The following is a 16,489-nucleotide window of genomic DNA, read 5'->3' as shown; positions in this document are numbered from 1 at the left end:
CATGCAGTATACCAGTAAAAGTATTTATCCGCGGCATCTCTTAATAAAGCTCATTTTGTGATGACGATCACACTTGTTAAATCCTATAATTAATTGCTACTAAAAAATTAACAAATTGAGATGGTGTATTTTTATGGCAAATAACAACGCACGTTCACCACGGCTCCTCGTGGTGTTAACGGCCCTCTTTGCAGCGCTTAGCGGGCTGTATCTCCTGATCGGTGGAGGCTGGTTGGTCGCCATTGGCGGCTCCTGGTACTATCCGATCGCCGGTCTTGTCATGCTGGGCGTCGCCGTCATGCTCTGGCGCAGCCAGCGTTCCGCGCTGTGGCTGTACGCTGCCCTGCTCCTGGCCACCCTGATCTGGGGCGTCTGGGAGGTTGGGTTCGACTTTTGGGCGCTCACGCCGCGCAGCGACATTCTGGTCTTCTTCGGCATCTGGCTGATTTTACCCTTTGTCTGGCATCGCCTGATTATCCCTTCCCGGGGTGCCGTCGCCGCTCTGGTGGTGGCCCTGCTGATCAGCGGTGGGATCCTGACCTGGGCGGGCTTCAATGACCCACAGGAAATCAATGGCACGCTGAGCGCCGACGCGACGCCGGCTGAAGCCATCTCCACGATCTCCGACAACGACTGGCCGGCGTATGGCCGTAATCAGGAAGGCCAACGCTTCTCGCCGCTCAAACAGATCAACGCCGACAACGTCCATAACCTGAAAGAAGCGTGGGTGTTTCGCACCGGTGATCTGAAGCAGCCTAACGATCCGGGTGAGATCACCAATGAAGTGACGCCAATTAAAGTCGGCGATACGCTGTATCTTTGTACCGCACACCAGCGTCTGTTCGCGCTTGATGCCGCTACCGGTAAAGAGAAGTGGCATTTCGATCCGCAACTCAATACCAACACCCGCTTCCAGCACGTGACCTGTCGCGGCGTGTCGTACCATGAAGCGAAAGCCGATAACGCCTCACCGGAAGTGGTTGCCGATTGTCCACGCCGCATCATCCTGCCAGTAAACGATGGTCGTCTGTTTGCGGTGAATGCGGAAACCGGCAAGCTGTGCGAAACCTTTGCCAACAAAGGTATTCTGAATCTGCAGACCAATATGCCGGACACCACGCCGGGGCTGTATGAGCCAACATCGCCGCCGATCATCACCGATAAAACGATTGTGATTGCCGGTTCGGTAACGGATAACTTTTCCACCCGCGAAACCTCGGGCGTGATCCGTGGTTTTGACGTCAATAACGGCAAACTGCTGTGGGCCTTCGATCCGGGTGCGAAAGACCCGAATGCGATCCCGTCTGACGAACATGCGTTTACCTTTAACTCACCTAACTCATGGGCACCGGCGGCCTACGACGCGAAGCTGGATCTGGTCTATCTGCCGATGGGGGTGACCACGCCGGATATCTGGGGTGGCAACCGTACGCCGGAGCAGGAACGCTATGCCAGCTCGATTGTGGCGCTGAACGCCACCACCGGTAAACTTGCCTGGAGCTATCAGACCGTTCACCACGATCTGTGGGATATGGACATGCCGTCCCAGCCGACGCTGGCGGATATTACCGTCAACGGTGAGAAAGTCCCGGTTATCTACGCGCCAGCGAAAACCGGTAACATCTTTGTCCTCGACCGCCGTAACGGCGAGCTGGTCGTTCCTGCACCGGAAAAACCGGTTCCGCAGGGGGCCGCGAAAGGCGATTACGTCAGCAAAACACAGCCGTTCTCTGAACTGAGTTTCCGCCCGAAAAAAGATCTGACCGGGGCGGATATGTGGGGCGCCACCATGTTCGACCAACTGGTGTGCCGCGTGATGTTCCACCAGATGCGCTATGAGGGCATCTTTACTCCGCCGTCTGAGCAGGGCACGCTGGTGTTCCCGGGTAACCTCGGGATGTTCGAATGGGGCGGTATTTCGGTCGATCCGAACCGTCAGGTGGCGATTGCCAACCCGATGGCGCTGCCGTTTGTCTCTAAGCTGATCCCACGTGGTCCGGGTAATCCGATGGAACAGCCGAAAGACGCGCAAGGCACAGGTACCGAATCCGGTATTCAGCCACAGTATGGCGTGCCGTACGGCGTCACGCTGAACCCGTTCCTGTCGCCGTTTGGTCTGCCGTGTAAACAGCCAGCCTGGGGTTATATCTCCGCGCTGGATCTGAAGACCAACGACGTGGTCTGGAAAAAACGCATTGGCACACCGCAGGACAGCATGCCGTTCCCGATGCCCATTCCGGTACCGTTCAATATGGGGATGCCGATGCTGGGTGGTCCTATCTCTACGGCAGGCAACGTGCTGTTTATTGCCGCCACGGCGGACAACTACCTGCGCGCCTATAACATGAGCAACGGTGAGAAACTGTGGCAGGGACGTCTGCCGGCCGGTGGACAAGCCACACCGATGACCTATGAGGTGAACGGCAAGCAGTATGTCGTGATTTCAGCCGGGGGCCACGGCTCGTTTGGTACGAAGATGGGCGATTATATTGTCGCTTACGCATTGCCTGACGACGCGAAATAAGACAGTCGGTTCTGCAGCAGAGACAGCGTGGAAATCCCACGCTGTCTTTTTTATGTCAGCGATTATCAAACGTATCATTCACGCCGTTATTTTCCCCCGCAACAGAGACCACCACATCATCAAAGCGCAGATCGTTTACCGCCACGATACGCCCAAATTCTTTCGCCTCGATCCGGCAGTGGCTGAAGCGAATAGCTTCCATCGGTTTTTGTGCAAATGCCACCAGATCGAACGCACGCGCCGGTAAGCGATAATCCGCCTCCAGCGTGGCATCAACATGGCTGATGCGGATATTACGCACTTTGGTCATCTGTAACGGTTCCGGGATCTGCCTCGCCACCGCCTGCCAGGCGTCGGGCAGCTCCGAAATATTGTCGAACCGTTTGCGGTTATAGGCGTTATGCCAGTCCATAATCCAGGAGAACGGAAATTGCACATTACGCATCCGCAGGTTTTCCACGACCACGTCTTCAACAAACCCACCTCGTTCCTTCGACGACTTCATGCGCAGCCCGCAGTCAGAGTTTTCGAAAGTAATATCGTGCACATAGACGTTGCGTATTCCGCCGCTAACTTCACTGCCCAGCGTCACACCGTAGCCCGAGCGAATAATGCAGTGGTCGATTTCAATATGTTCGGCAATTCGCCCAACCCGGTATCCATCCCCATCACGACCCGACTTGATCACGATGCAATCGTCGCCGCACGACACATCGCATTGCGTGACGCGGACATGGCGGGAGGAGTCAATGTCAATGCCGTCCGTGCTCGGCCCGTGGTTATCCCGAATAGTTACCCCGCTGACAACCACGTTATTGGCATAGGTTATCTGTAAATTCCAGAACCCGGCGCGCTCAAAGGTTAAATCGGTAATCGCGACGTTTTCGGCTTTGTAAATCAGGCAGGCGCGCGGCCGCTTAATGAGATAGTCCGCAATCCAGCGTAATCCTTGGTTGTCGTAATCGACGCGCAGTCCGCTCGCTTTGTCCGGGCCGTAGTAGAGATCCCACCAGTGCGCGCCCTGACCATCGATCCTGCCATGGCCGGAGATGACAATGTTGTTCACCTCAATGGCATTCACTATCGCCGCCGGCCATATCATTTCAACGCCCGCCACACGCGTCGGGATCTCCGGATAGTCGGCGATATCCGGAGATCCCAGCAAAGTCGCTCCCTGCGCGAAATGGAGTTGGCTGCCTTCCTTCAGGAATAACGAACCGACCAGGTAAGTCCCCGGAGAAATAACGACCGGAACACCCTGTGCCGCCCCGCTATCGATAGCCCTTTGCACTGCGTGGGTGTCTTTGACAAGGCCATCACCCGTCGCCCCAAAATCTTTGACATCAAGTTGTACGGACATGAATGCAATCCCTCTCTCACTTATGGCGCGATGGGCTGGTGCCACTGAAGTTATTCAGCGTCGCTTCCCTTCCCCGCGCAGGTCCACGATTTAACGGATAGAGAAATAAAATAACGGGGGGAATCCCCATTCACAAGCGTCACGTTTTTTATGCAGATCAATGATAAATATAATGAATGTACAGACGAAAGAAGATTATTAGCAGAAATTAATATGCAGAAAAAAGCAAAACGCCCGCGATACTTGCGGGCGCTTATCGATATTCAGCGATAATGATTAGTCAAACTTCAGCGACATTAATGATGCTTTTGCGACATCCTGATACTGGTCAACTAAATCCTTCGTCATATTAAAGGCAACCTGGACGGCTTTATTGTCTTCGCTGGTAATCAGCATCAGATTCAGAATTTCGCTATCCGCAGCCTGAGAGCGGAAAGTCAGTAACCATGCTTTATGCCCGTCAACCGTAACGGCCTCCGCCTCCGGTTTGTAGTTAGCTAACATTTTCAGCAACGCATCTTTCATCATATCCAGCTGCGCGGCAGGCAATGCGTTGCGACCCGCCGTCACACCCAGTGAGGCTTTACCTCTCTCATCGCCATAAATGATCTGCGGACGATTCTCGGACGGGTACTTAATCTTCGCCATTTCCGCCGACATGGGCGTCAGCGTTTGCGGAATTTCGATGCTTAACTTCAGCTCAGGAAAGTTTTTTCGCTCCACGTCCATTCCGGCATGAGCAGAAATCGCCACTAACATAGCAAAAGATGCCGCCACAATCTTACGGAAAATATCCATTTTTCACCTCAGGTTTAATGATTCGATTTCGCGAGTATATCCGGTGACATGAATAAAGATACCACCCAAAATCTGTTTTCAGAGATTATGGATGAGAATGATATTATTCTTATCTCTGATGGAGAGCGATTTCCGGGAAAGCCGGAGTCGCCCTCCGGCTGCTTATACCGTAAAGCCTAACATCATTCCGGTATCTTCATGTTCCAGCAGATGACAGTGCGCCATATAAGCATGCTCTTCGGGCGCGGCATGATCAAATTTCACTAACACTTCGCTGACGGCGCCTTCCACCCGAACGGTATCTTTCCAGCCCGCACGATGTGCCGCTGGCGTCTGGCCGTTCTCTGACAGGATGCGGAACTGCGTGCCGTGAATATGGAACGGATGCAGCATCATGTCGCCCACTCCGGAAATCACCCAGCGTTCAACCTTCCCTTTGCTCGCCGCGAACATCGGTTTGTTCATATCAAAAGCCACGCCGTTGATCTTATTGGCATTGTGGAAATCGAATGACCCACCGTGGTTCATATGGCCCATGTCACCGTGCTGCATGTTGCCCCCATGTCCCTGCATCTGCCCGTGCGCCATTCCGCTCATCGCCTGGTCGCCGTACTTTTTCATCAGCATCTGCATCCCCATCATGTCGAGCATTGGATCCATCGACAGTTGCAGATTACGCACCGTCAGCCCGTCAACAGAAGGCAACGCTGGCATTGAACTCAGGGTGTCCGGCAGCGTACCGGAGGCATTCACAGCAACCGGCTGAATACGCATGACCAGATGCGGCTTATCAAACGGCGCAATCGCCATCCCCATCTGGCTGACCGGCAGGGTAACCAGATCAAACGGTTTACCGTCACTGACGTCCACCAGCACTTCAAAACGCTCGCCCATCAGCATGGGCAGTTCGTTGACGCTAACTGGCTCCGCCAGCAGCCCGCCGTCGCTGGCGATGACGTACAACGGACGCTTATCGCTGGCGGCAAAATTGAGTGAACGCGCGTTACAGCCGTTAAGCAATCGCAGACGCAACCAGCCGCGCGGCGCAGCATGTTGAGGATAAATGGCACCATTGGTCAGCAGCGTATCGCCAAACCAGCCTACGGCAGCCGTCATCACATCAAGCTGATAATCAATCTGTCCGGTGGCATCAAACCGTTTGTCCTGCACGATGACTGGCACATCATCGATCCCCCACTGCTTCGGGAGCAGCAGCTTATGAATCTCTTCATCTTCAATCAGAACCAGACCCGCTAAGCCCATTGCCACCTGACGCCCGGTCTTCCCGTGCTGATGAGGATGAAACCAGCAGGTCGCCGCCCGCTGATCCGGCGTAAACGTGACGGTACGTTTTCCGCCCGCCGGGATAATCCCCTGCGGCCCGCCATCCACCTCACCCGGCACCTCGAGTCCATGCCAGTGCAGCGTGGTCTCTTCCTGAAGCTGATTATGGATATCCACCGTCACCGCTTTACCTTTTTGCAGCTTCAGCGCAGGCCCGAGCAGATTGCCGTTATAGCCCCAGGTGGTTGCCGTTTTTCCGCCAAAGGCCGACTGGCCGGCTTTCGCCATCAGCGAGATATGGTTACGCGCGTCGGCGGTGAGAAGCTCGGGAATGGGTAACGTGGGGCGTTGGGCGGCAAAGACGGTGCGGCTCCAGAGCGGTAAGGCTGACGATAGCCCCAACGCCACAGAATATTTTAAGAAATCACGACGTTGCATAATTATTTCCTTATTTTGCTGCAGGCGAAATAACGCTAATCTCTGAGCATAGACCCTCCCCTTACGGCAAGGTCAAGCCAGGGATATCACTTAATAGAGAATAAAAGTCGTCGCTTCGCCTCCAGTATGCTAACGTTGACTTTCCGTGATGCAGTGGTAGAAGCAATGAAGACGTTTTTCAGAACCGTGTTGTTCGGCAGCCTGATGGCCGTATGCGCAAACAGCTATGCGCTCAGTGAATCTGAAGCCGAAGATATGGCCGATTTGACGGCCGTTTTTGTCTTTCTGAAAAATGACTGCGGCTACCAGAATTTACCCAACGGGCAGATTCGTCGCGCACTGGTCTTCTTTGCTCAGCAAAACCAGTGGGACCTCAGCAATTACGACACCTTCGATATGAAATCCCTCGGCGAAGACAGCTACCGCGATCTCAGCGGTATTGGTATCCCTGTCGCCAAAAAATGCAAAGCGCTGGCGCGCGACTCCCTGAGCCTGCTGGCTTACGTCAAATAACCTCCCGTCCATACTGCTGAAATAATGACCGTGCATCAACGGTCATTGTTAGCTATGATGTTGCGCCCTTTTTTTACGGGTGTTAACAAAGGAGGCATCACCCCATGGCCGAAAAACCACAGTGGCATGAAACGCTACACGACCAGTTTGGGCAGTACTTTGCCGTCGATAACGTTCTTTATCACGAGAAGACCGAGCATCAGGATCTCATCATCTTTGAAAACGCCGCCTTTGGTCGCGTAATGGCGCTGGACGGCGTGGTGCAGACCACCGAGCGCGATGAGTTTATCTATCATGAGATGATGACCCACGTTCCGTTGATAGCGCACGGTCACGCGAAGCACGTGCTGATTATCGGTGGTGGCGACGGTGCGATGCTGCGCGAAGTCACCCGGCACAAAAACGTTGAAACCATCACGATGGTGGAAATCGATGCAGGCGTTGTCTCGTTCTGCCGCCAGTATCTGCCCAACCACAACGCCGGTAGCTATGACGATCCGCGCTTTACACTGGTAATCGACGACGGCGTGAACTACGTCAACCAGACGCAGAACACGTTTGATGTGATCATCTCCGACTGTACCGATCCGATCGGTCCCGGCGAGAGTCTGTTCACCTCGGCATTCTACGAAGGCTGTAAACGCTGCCTGAATCCGGGTGGGATCTTTGTCGCCCAGAACGGCGTCTGCTTCCTGCAACAGGATGAAGCCCTCGACAGCCACCGTAAGCTCAGCCATTACTTCGCCGACGTCGGCTTCTACCAGGCGGCGATCCCCACCTACTACGGCGGCATAATGACCTTCGCATGGGCGACCGATAATGAAGCGTTGCGCCACCTGTCGACTGAAATCATCCAGGCGCGTTTTCACGCCTCCGGCCTTAAGTGTCGCTATTACAACCCGGCAATCCACACGGCAGCGTTTGCCTTACCTCAGTATCTGCAAGACGCGCTGGCGACAGCATCGTCCTAAGGAGAAGATAAGAAATTGAAAAAACTGAAACTGCATGGCTTTAACAACCTGACTAAAAGTCTGAGTTTTTGTATTTACGATATCTGCTATGCCAAAACCGCCGAAGAGCGCGACGGATACATCGCCTATATCGACGAACTCTACAACGCCAACCGCCTGACCGAAATTCTGTCAGAAACCTGTTCCATCATTGGCGCCAATATCCTGAATATCGCCCGTCAGGATTACGAACCTCAGGGTGCCAGCGTCACCATTCTGGTGAGCGAAGAACCTGTCGATCCGCAGCTAATTGATAAAACCGAGCATCCCGGCCCGCTGCCGGAAACGGTGGTCGCCCATCTTGATAAGAGCCATATTTGCGTGCATACCTATCCGGAAAGCCACCCGGAAGGCGGATTATGCACCTTCCGCGCCGATATTGAAGTTTCAACCTGCGGTGTGATTTCCCCATTGAAGGCGCTGAATTACCTGATCCACCAGCTTGAATCCGACATCGTGACCATCGATTATCGCGTGCGTGGCTTTACCCGTGATATCAACGGGATGAAGCACTTTATCGATCATGAGATTAACTCCATCCAGAACTTTATGTCCGAGGATATGAAGTCGTTATATGACATGGTGGATGTGAACGTGTATCAGGAAAATATCTTCCATACCAAAATGCTGCTTAAAGAGTTTGACCTTAAGCACTACATGTTCCACACCAGACCGGAAGACTTGACGGCAGCAGAGCGTAAAGAGATTACCGCTGCACTGTGGAAAGAGATGCGTGAGATCTATTACGCACGCAATATACCGGGCGTGTAAGCAAAACCCTCAGGAGCGTGTCAACGCTCCTGAGCAGAGAGCTGAGACTATTCATTTCCCCATTGATTGAGGAATTCCGCGATCTCATCGATGCGTTGCGCGTCAATGCCCGCTTCGCTGGCCATCTCTTGCTGCGCCTCTTCGCTGATCTCTTCGTTATTCATCAAACGCGTAATCAGTAACTGAAAATAGCGCGCCAGGGGTTCGCGTTCTGAATCGTCTACGGGTTTCGCACACTCCGTCGAATACTCATCCACAATGTCATAATATTTCAGTGGTATTTCATTACCCATCACTCATCTCCTGGGGTTATCCCAACGTTAGTTACTCAGGCTGTACCAGCGTCAGGGCGACGGATTGCGCTTTCAGTTCGGCCTGCACGGCAGGCGGTAAATTAACATCGGTAATGACGTCGGTAAAGCGACTGAGAGAAGCCACGTTAAACAGCGAATGCGCGCCATATTTGCTGCTGTCAGCCAGTAGCACTTTCCGTTGCGCATTGGCGATAATTTCCTGCTTCAGTCCCGCTTTGTCCTCTGTCGGCGTGGTCACGCCCTTTTCCATACTCCAGGTATTACAGCTCATAAACGCGATATCGGGATAGACGCTGCGCAGCATTTTGCGGCCAAACTCGCCGATACATGACTGGCTGCTGTCATCAATTCGCCCACCGACAATGGTCACCTCTATCTGGCGAAACTCGGATAAAAACAAGGCGATGTGCAGATCAACAGTAATGACTCTGAGGGGAAGATGGGTTAAACATTTTGCCAGCTCCAGCATCGTGGTACCGGCATCGAGCACCACGGCATCGCCCGCATGCACCATCGAGGCCGCATGACGCGCAATCGCCCGTTTTTCGGCGGGCGAACGCAGTTGCTTCTCGTTGGTCGTCGGTTGCACCGCTTCAAAGCGCCGTAACGCCACACCGCCATGGCTGCGACTAATCACCCCCTGTTCATCCAGTTTGATCAGATCGCGGCGGATCGTTGCCGGAGAGGCGTCAACGGCATCCACCAGTTGTTCCACGGTAACCAGCGTATGATTTTTCAAATACGCCACAATCTGATCCAGACGGTGTTGTCCTTTCATAACAGGAAATTATGCCAGTTGCATTGCCAGTTTAATCGATACGGCCATGCTCTCAGATTTTGCTTTTCCCGTCCAGGCGATATCAAATGCCGTCCCGTGATCGGCAGAGGTGCGAATAAACGGCAAACCGGCGGTGATATTGACGCCGTCATAAAAACCAAGCAGCTTCAGCGGGATATGGCCCTGATCGTGGTACATCGCCACCACCATGTCATAGTGACCTTCATACGCCTGCAAAAACACAGTGTCCGGCGGGCATGGACCGTAAACATCCATCCCCTTTGCTTTCATGTTCTCAATCGCCGGACCGACGATGCGAATCTCCTCATCGCCAAACAGCCCGTTCTCACCGGCATGCGGGTTCACCCCGGCCACCGCAATACGCGGCTGCGCATAACCAACGCGCTTCAGGAAAGTATCGGCGATACCAATGACGGTCTCCACGCGCTGACCGTTCAGGGTATCGAGGAACTTACGCAGGGCGATATGGGTGGAAACGTGAATGACTTTCAGCTTATCGGTGTAAAGCACCATCGCGTAGTCGCGACTTTCCGTCAGCGTCGCCAGCAGCTCGGTGTGTCCGGGGAAATGATGTCCGCCAAGATGCAGGGCTTCTTTGTTCAACGGCGCGGTGGCGATGGCATGGACGTCGCCTTTCATCGCCAGTTCCGTTGCCCGTTTTACGCAGCGATAAGCCAGATCGCCCGCCTGTGCCTGCACTTTACCCGGCTCCAGCGCCTCCGGGTGCGCCAGCGGTTCATCAATCACATGAATCACGCCTGGCGCGAAGCGGGCATCCGCCACCTGCGTAATGGCGCGAAACGTCACACCCTCCGCCAGACCGTTGGCCTGCAACCGCTTCAGGGTTTGCAGGCATCCCACCACCACCAGCGGCGCGCCGCTGAGTTCATCTTCACTGAGCGCTTTAACAATAATTTCCGGGCCGATCCCCGCAGGGTCGCCCATCGTAATCGCGACGGTTTTAGTTACCACTGTACATCTCCTCAATAAAATAAAGCGCATCACAAAGGGTACTGTCGGAGCCGAATCCTCCCGCTTTGGTGATCACCGGCAGATCGTCAATCTCGCTGTTCACGAACGTTCCACACGGAATGCACGGCGCCACCTCGCTCTGAATGCGATAGCCTTCCGCCCCCAGCGCGCTGGCAACGGCGGTCGCGATATCCCCTCCGGTCAGGAACAGGCCGCCAATACGCGCCTGCTCAATAATGCGTAAAGTGATTATTCCAAGACGCTGGCTTAACCGTTCGCCAAGCGCCTGACGACTCATCCCGACGCTGGCACACAGCGTGTCGATCATCTGTCGGTCGTCCGCACACCGACTGGTACGTAAAATCGTATGGTGCTGACGGCTCAGTAACGCGCAGGCCTGCTCCACCACCGACGCTATCTCCTGCTCGAAATCAGCAGAGGCCAGCCGGGAGACATCGATATCGACAACCTTTGCCCGGTCCTGACACAGCGCCTTGTTTACCTGACGTCGCGTGGCTTCGCTCATCGAACCCGCGACGACCAGCACCGGCAACGCTTGCTTTTCCTGCATAAACAGGCGGACCGGCAGGGCATTGGCAAGCCCGGCGGCGCCGACCAGTAACGGCAGAGCCTCCTGCTCGCAGATAGCATGCGCAATCAGCGACAAATCACGGTCCTCAACCGCATCCACCACCACCATGCACTCGCCTTCTGCTGCGAAAGCGACTAACAGCGCGCTCAGTCGTCCACGGCGGACATCGTCGAGCGACACTTCATGCACCGGAATGTCACTTTGCAACGTGACCAGTTCCGCAATACGCGAAGAGATAATCGGCGTTTTGGGATCGCTGGCAAATTCGGTCTCCAGTAATGGCGTTCCGTTGACCAGGCACCGTCCATCACGTGTTGTGCGCCCTGCGGCGGGGATCGCCGCAGCAATCACAGCCAGCGTCCGGTTAGCAGCGCGCATCGCCGCCGTCACCTCTGCGCCGACGTTGCCACGAAACGTAGAATCAATTTTTTTATACACCAGCGGCGCGGTTACCCCTTCACACCAAGGGGCTAACGCTTGCTGTACCGCCTGCGCGGCTTGCGCCGCCGGGATTGCCCGGCTCTCTGTGTTGATCACCAGCACATCAGCACGACGGGAAGGCTTTTGCGTCGGGGTGAGCATCACCTCCGTGCGTGCGCCTTTTTTCGCCAGTTGCACGCCGGTATCGTTAGAGCCCGTAAAGTCATCGGCGATAACGATCATTTTCATGCTTTATTCTCCTGAGCAACCTGACGGGCCTGTTTTTTGGCAACCCACGAAGTGAGGATTGGCGTCAGGATAGCGGTAGTGATCACGGAGGCGGCAATCAATGGCGCGGCGGCAGCAGCGACTTCCGCCAGAGAAGGGTCAGCCTGGGCTATCGCCAGCGGCGTTGCGACGGCATTACCGGCGGTACTGGAGGCCGCCGCTCCGGCAATCCCGGTACCGCCCACCAGACGGTCTGCGCGGATGTTAAAGAAGCCGCCGACGAACGTGGTCAATACACCGAGCAAGATGCCCGCCAGACCGCCCTGCAACAGCATTTCGAGGTTGATGCCAGCCCCCAGCGCAAAGGCAAAGAACGGAATCAATAGCGGTCCGCCTTTGGTCAGGAAGTCACGCATGTTGTGATCGAGGTTACCGAGGATCATGCCAACCACCAGCGGAACCAGTACCGCCACCAGCGCCATGATCGGAATGTTGGCCATTCCCGCAGCACCCAGCGCGATCATCGTAAAGAATGGGCCGTCATTAAGAGACAGAATAGAGATTGCGCCGACGTCACGCTCGTTACCGAACTCGCCGACTAACGCCGCGTACAGCCCTCCATTCGAGTTGCTCATGGCAGCAATAATCGCCAGTCCACTTAAGCCAAAGATCCCTTCTGCCCCGAACAGGTGTTCAACACCGAGACCGATCGCAATGGCGATCAGCAGTTTAGTCAGGGTGATCGTACCGCCCTGCAATAAAGCCTGAGGTGCCGCCTTCACGCTGATCCCTGCGCCCATGCACAACAGGAATGCACCGATTAGCGGCGCGGCGCCGTTTTTAAACAGCGCGGTAGTAAATCCGCCGATCTCCAGCGCCTGCGGGGCAAAGGTATTGATAATGGCACCGATAACCAATGGCACGACCATCATGCCGCCGGGTACGCGTTCTATTGCCTTCTTGATGTTCATGGTCTTCCCGCCTGTTGTTGTATTGTGATTAAATAAAATCACAACGATTATATTTAATCAATTTTAGATCACAAATGGGCCAGATCACAGTTTTAAAATGATTAATAAAAATCAAACAATCATTTTTTCGGCAAAAAAAAGCCGGACGCAGACGCCCGGCTTCAATGATGATTGAAAGAATTCAGGATTGACGTAGAAATTCCCGGTAGGCGTTTACCACCTGCAGGAAATCCTCAACGCCGCACAGCGACAGGCTCTCTTCATCGTAGTAATTCATCCCTTCTTCCATTTCGTCGCCGGTAAACTCCAGCTGATTGGCGCGGATCATCACCTCTTCGCCATCCATCCAGAGCGTATATTCGTGCCCCGCCCGTTGCCAGGAACGTTCGCTGCCTTTCACCGCGTGAGCCGCCTGTTCCACTTCGTCCAGCAGGGCCAGGTTTTCTTTCACTTCTTCATTAAACCAGTGCCCGACCACTTCGTGACCCATGGACATGCGTACCAAAACCCGCCCGGTAACATCGCGCAGAAATTCGTAATCCATAATGTAGTCCTCTGCTCCCGGCAATGCGCCATTACCGCATTGCGCCTTGTCTTAATTATCGCAGCCTGGACGCAGAAAAAAAGCGGATCGCGCATAAGGAATGGAAATAAAAATGCCCGGAGAAGCACGCTTCACCGGGCATTGATGCGTTTTTACGCGAAATGCGTTAGCGCATTACACCGCTGTCTGGAAAATCACACCGTCTGCTTTCTCGGTGTACTGAGAGAGCTGGTCAAAGTTCAGATAACGGTAGGTGTCGACTGCCGTTTTATCCACCTGCGCCACATAGGTCTGGTACTCTTCCGGCGTCGGCAATTTACCAATCAGTGCCGCAACCGCCGCCAGTTCCGCAGACGCCAGGTAGACGTTCGCACCGGTACCTAAACGGTTCGGGAAGTTACGCGTGGAGGTCGATACCACCGTCGCGCCGTCTGCAACACGCGCCTGGTTACCCATGCACAGTGAACAGCCCGGGATTTCAATACGCGCACCGCTCTTACCAAAGACGCTGTAGTAGCCCTCTTCAGTCAGCTGTGCCGCATCCATACGGGTTGGCGGCGCCACCCACAGACGAGTCGGCAACTGGCCTTTGTGCGCATCCAGCAGCTTGCCGGCCGCACGGAAGTGACCGATGTTGGTCATGCAGGAACCAATGAACACTTCGTCGATTTTATCGCCCTGAACATCAGAGAGCAGACGCGCATCGTCCGGATCGTTCGGCGCACAAAGGATAGGCTCTTTGATATCGGCCAGATCGATGTCGATCACCGCGGCATATTCTGCATCCGCATCGCCTTCCAGCAGTTCAGGTTCTGCCAGCCATTTTTCCATACCCTGAATACGACGTTCCAGCGTACGACGGTCGCCGTAGCCTTCCGCGATCATCCACTTCAGCAGAACGATGTTGGAGGTCAGGTATTCCACGATCGGCTCTTTGTTCAGCTTAATGGTGCACCCTGCCGCAGAACGCTCGGCGGACGCATCGGTCAGCTCAAACGCCTGCTCAACTTTCAGATCCGGCAGACCTTCGATTTCGAGAATACGGCCAGAGAAGATGTTCTTCTTACCTTTCTTCTCAACGGTCAGCAGACCTTGTTTGATCGCATACAGCGGAATGGCGTGTACCAGATCGCGCAGGGTAATACCCGGCTGCATTTTGCCTTTGAAGCGCACCAGCACCGATTCCGGCATATCCAGCGGCATGACGCCGGTCGCCGCAGCAAACGCCACCAGACCCGAGCCCGCCGGGAAGGAGATACCAATTGGGAAACGGGTGTGGGAGTCACCACCGGTGCCGACGGTATCCGGCAGCAGCATACGGTTCAGCCAGGAGTGGATCACGCCATCGCCCGGACGCAGCGAAACACCGCCACGGTTCATAATAAAGTCAGGCAGCGTGTGGTGCGTGGTGACGTCAACCGGCTTCGGATAAGCAGCGGTGTGGCAGAAAGACTGCATCACCAGATCGGAAGAGAAGCCCAGGCACGCCAGGTCCTTCAGTTCGTCACGGGTCATTGGGCCGGTGGTATCCTGAGAACCCACAGAGGTCATCTTCGGTTCGCAGTACGCGCCCGGACGGATACCGGCGACGCCGCACGCACGGCCAACCATTTTCTGTGCCAGTGAATAACCACGGCTGCTTTCCGCCACGTCTTTCGCCTGACGGAACACATCGCTGTGTGGCAGACCCAGCGCTTCGCGCGCTTTGGTGGTCAGACCGCGGCCGATGATCAGCGGAATACGACCGCCCGCACGGACTTCATCCACCAGCACGTCAGTTTTCAGTTCAAAGCTGGCCAGCAGTTCACCGGTTTCATGGTTACGGACTTCACCTTTGAACGGGTAAACGTCAATCACATCACCCATGTTCAGGTTTGACACATCCACTTCGATCGGCAGTGCGCCTGCATCTTCCATGGTGTTGAAGAAGATAGGGGCGATTTTACCGCCGAGGCACAGGCCGCCGCCGCGCTTGTTCGGCACATGAGGAATGTCATCGCCCATGAACCACAGCACGGAGTTGGTGGCGGATTTACGTGAAGAACCCGTCCCGACGACGTCGCCGACGTAAGCCAGCGGGTAGCCTTTGCTCGCCAGGGCTTCGATCTGTTTGATCGGGCCAACGACACCCGGCTGATCCGGCTCAATGCCTTCACGGGCGTTTTTCAGCATCGCTAACGCGTGCAGCGGGATATCCGGACGAGACCAGGCATCAGGTGCCGGAGACAGGTCATCGGTGTTGGTTTCACCGGTCACTTTGAAAACAGTGACGGTCATTTTTTCAGCCAGCGGCGGACGGCTCAGGAACCATTCGGCCTCCGCCCAGGACTGCATCACCTGCTTCGCATATTCGTTCCCTGCTTTGGCTTTTTCTTCTACGTCATAGAAGTTATCGAACATCAGCAGCGTATGGGAGAGCGCTTTGGCGGCAATCGGCGCCAGTTTAGCATCGTCCAGGGCGTCAATCAGCGGATGAATGTTGTAACCACCCTGCATAGTGCCGAGCAGTTCAATCGCTTTTTCAGGCGTAATCAGTGGGGAAGTCGTTTCGCCTTTCGCGACGGCAGCGAGGAAACCAGCTTTGACATAGGCGGCTTCATCGACGCCCGGGGGAACACGGTTGATCAACAGGTCTAACAGGAATTCTTCTTCGCCCGCAGGCGGTGCTTTCAGCAGCTCGACGAGCGCGGCCATTTGGGTTGCATCTAAGGGTTTGGGCACAATCCCCTCGGCGGCACGTTCTGCTACGTGCTTACGGTATTCTTCTAGCACGACGGTTCTCCTCGCTCTCATTGTCATAGTGCGGCGCTTTATCGATGGGCGATTCTCTTCACGCTCCTGTGAGACAGCAGTTTGTAGGGTAAATGCCCGGTACCGCAATGGGCAGAATAACAGGATTTTAGTGAGGTGTTAATCTGTTTACAAAAAAGCAACATAAAAAAGTGGCTGAA

The 16,489-nt window shown here is 54.8% G+C and carries 14 protein-coding genes; 4 read left to right on the top strand and 10 right to left on the bottom strand.

What is annotated here, in order from left to right:
- The first annotated feature begins 133 nt into the window (after window positions 1-133).
- Window positions 134-2,524: a glucose/quinate/shikimate family membrane-bound PQQ-dependent dehydrogenase gene (locus tag AL479_RS13730; RefSeq protein WP_061076457.1), complete on the top strand. Its 2,391-nt coding sequence runs from the start codon at window positions 134-136 to the stop codon at window positions 2,522-2,524.
- 55 nt (window positions 2,525-2,579) lie between these two features.
- Here the strand turns inward: AL479_RS13730 and AL479_RS13725 are convergent, their stop codons facing one another.
- The 3 genes from AL479_RS13725 to cueO form a co-directional block, all read right to left on the bottom strand.
- On the bottom strand, window positions 2,580-3,884 hold the full coding sequence (locus tag AL479_RS13725) for a glycoside hydrolase family 28 protein (RefSeq protein WP_061076456.1): 1,305 nt from the start codon (window positions 3,882-3,884) through the stop codon (window positions 2,580-2,582).
- Window positions 3,885-4,160: 276 nt separating this feature from the next.
- Window positions 4,161-4,682, bottom strand: a complete 522-nt coding sequence (locus AL479_RS13720) for a hypothetical protein (protein WP_061076455.1) — start codon at window positions 4,680-4,682, stop codon at window positions 4,161-4,163.
- Window positions 4,683-4,844: 162 nt separating this feature from the next.
- Entirely contained in the window at window positions 4,845-6,404 is a 1,560-nt protein-coding gene (gene cueO, locus AL479_RS13715; RefSeq protein WP_061076454.1) for a multicopper oxidase CueO, read from the bottom strand.
- Window positions 6,405-6,569: 165 nt separating this feature from the next.
- On the opposite strand from cueO, the gene AL479_RS13710 reads away from it, so the two are divergent.
- From AL479_RS13710 to speD, 3 genes are all read left to right on the top strand, one after another.
- Window positions 6,570-6,917: a YacC family pilotin-like protein gene (locus AL479_RS13710; protein WP_000846617.1), complete on the top strand. Its 348-nt coding sequence runs from the start codon at window positions 6,570-6,572 to the stop codon at window positions 6,915-6,917.
- 104 nt (window positions 6,918-7,021) lie between these two features.
- On the top strand, window positions 7,022-7,888 hold the full coding sequence (gene speE / locus AL479_RS13705; RefSeq protein WP_061076453.1) for a polyamine aminopropyltransferase: 867 nt from the start codon (window positions 7,022-7,024) through the stop codon (window positions 7,886-7,888).
- A 15-nt stretch (window positions 7,889-7,903) separates the two neighbouring features.
- Window positions 7,904-8,698, top strand: coding sequence for an adenosylmethionine decarboxylase (gene speD / locus AL479_RS13700; protein WP_061076452.1), 795 nt, complete (start codon window positions 7,904-7,906; stop codon window positions 8,696-8,698).
- Between the two features lie 47 nt (window positions 8,699-8,745).
- On the opposite strand, the gene AL479_RS13695 is transcribed toward speD, so the two are convergent.
- From AL479_RS13695 to acnB, 7 genes are all read right to left on the bottom strand, one after another.
- Window positions 8,746-8,991: a YmjA family protein gene (locus AL479_RS13695; protein WP_061076451.1), complete on the bottom strand. Its 246-nt coding sequence runs from the start codon at window positions 8,989-8,991 to the stop codon at window positions 8,746-8,748.
- A 31-nt stretch (window positions 8,992-9,022) separates the two neighbouring features.
- On the bottom strand, window positions 9,023-9,790 hold the full coding sequence (locus AL479_RS13690) for a DeoR/GlpR family DNA-binding transcription regulator (protein ID WP_061076450.1): 768 nt from the start codon (window positions 9,788-9,790) through the stop codon (window positions 9,023-9,025).
- A 9-nt stretch (window positions 9,791-9,799) separates the two neighbouring features.
- The gene (locus AL479_RS13685) at window positions 9,800-10,783 is read right to left on the bottom strand and encodes a D-threonate 4-phosphate dehydrogenase (RefSeq protein WP_081093663.1); all 984 of its coding nucleotides are present in this window, start codon (window positions 10,781-10,783) and stop codon (window positions 9,800-9,802) included.
- Window positions 10,773-12,044: a D-threonate kinase gene (dtnK, locus tag AL479_RS13680; protein ID WP_061076448.1), complete on the bottom strand. Its 1,272-nt coding sequence runs from the start codon at window positions 12,042-12,044 to the stop codon at window positions 10,773-10,775. Before dtnK ends, AL479_RS13685 begins: the two co-directional genes overlap by 11 nt.
- Window positions 12,041-12,994 carry a 2-keto-3-deoxygluconate permease 1 gene (locus AL479_RS13675; protein ID WP_061076447.1) on the bottom strand — a complete coding sequence of 318 codons (954 nt, stop codon included), beginning with the start codon at window positions 12,992-12,994 and terminating at the stop codon, window positions 12,041-12,043. Before AL479_RS13675 ends, dtnK begins: the two co-directional genes overlap by 4 nt.
- A gap of 181 nt (window positions 12,995-13,175) precedes the next feature.
- Window positions 13,176-13,538 (bottom strand): protein YacL, encoded by a 363-nt coding sequence (yacL, locus tag AL479_RS13670; protein ID WP_042997907.1) that lies wholly within the window; start codon window positions 13,536-13,538, stop codon window positions 13,176-13,178.
- 174 nt (window positions 13,539-13,712) lie between these two features.
- A complete protein-coding gene (gene acnB / locus AL479_RS13665; RefSeq protein WP_061076446.1) occupies window positions 13,713-16,310 on the bottom strand; it encodes a bifunctional aconitate hydratase 2/2-methylisocitrate dehydratase in 2,598 nt (865 codons plus the stop codon).
- Window positions 16,311-16,489 lie beyond the last annotated feature (179 nt).

The organism is Citrobacter amalonaticus (assembly GCF_001559075.2).
GTDB classification, from domain to species: domain Bacteria; phylum Pseudomonadota; class Gammaproteobacteria; order Enterobacterales; family Enterobacteriaceae; genus Citrobacter_A; species Citrobacter_A amalonaticus_F.
The sequence above is the reverse complement of the archived record's forward strand: the minus strand, read 5'-3'. Positions and strand labels throughout refer to the sequence as shown.